Annotated in this window: 1 protein-coding gene; it reads right to left on the bottom strand. The window is 77.5% G+C overall.

Features of this window, described 5'->3' with window-relative positions:
• Positions 1-974, bottom strand: a 974-nt coding sequence (locus tag GXW76_RS25435) for a polyketide synthase dehydratase domain-containing protein (RefSeq protein ID WP_211864925.1), incomplete at both ends; no start/stop codon positions are given.

Genomic DNA, 974 nt, shown 5'->3' on the forward strand with positions numbered 1-974 from the left:
AGCCGGAACGCGTGCTCCGCCGCGGCGAGCCGCCCCGGCAGGCGCACCCGCTGCAGCCAGACGTCGTGGCAGGTGGCGACAACCGTGCCGGCCGCGTCGCGCAGCACCAGGTCGGCGGCAAGGAAGCGTTCGCCCCGCCGCGTCAGGGCGATGTCGGCCGCCGCCGGCTGGGCGGCGCCGCGCAGCACCGCGAGCCGCCCGATGCGCACCGGCACCAGCGACTGCCCCTCCGGCCGCACCACGGCGGAGAGCAGTGCGATCAGCCCTTGCAGCGCGCCGTCCAGCAGCACGGGATGCAGCAGGAAGTCCTCGGCGGGCGGTGCGGCATCCGGCAGGCGCAGCGCGATGCGGCCACGCGCGTCGGCATCGTCCACCTGCACGCGCTCGACCGGCCGGAAGGCGGGGCCGTAGTCGAGCCCGCAGCGGGCCGCGATGGCGACGACCTCCGCACCCGGCACCGTGCGGTGCGCCACGATCGACGGGCCGGCCACGGATGGCAGGCGCGGCAGGGCCGCGATGCGGGCGCGGGCCGAGAGGCTCCAGGGCTCATCCGCGAGGCGGCGGCGGCTTTCCAGTGCGAAGCCGCCCTCGGCATCGGCGGTGGTGCGCACCTCCCGCGTGCGGTCGGGCTCGAGCGAGAGCGGGCGCAGGATGGCCAGGTCACTGACCTCCAGCGCCGCCGCCTCCGGGTAGATCGCAGCGGCGGCACCGAGCGCCATCTCGGCCATGCCGGCCGCGGGCAGCACGGCCTCGCCCATCAGCCGGTGATCGGCGAGCCAGGGCTGCAGTTCGGTGTCGAGGAAGCCTGTCCAGGTGCCCGGCTCCGCACCGCCGCGGATGCCGAGCAGCGGGTGGTCGCGCAGCGGGTCCGTCAGCCGCGCGCTTTCCACCGTGCGCGGGAACCAGGTCGGCGTGCGGGCGAAGGGCGTGCGCGGCAGGGCGCGCGCGGCCGGGCCGGCGAAGGCCGCGCCGCC

The organism is Neoroseomonas soli (assembly GCF_018129065.1).
In the GTDB taxonomy this organism is placed as follows: domain Bacteria; phylum Pseudomonadota; class Alphaproteobacteria; order Acetobacterales; family Acetobacteraceae; genus Neoroseomonas; species Neoroseomonas soli.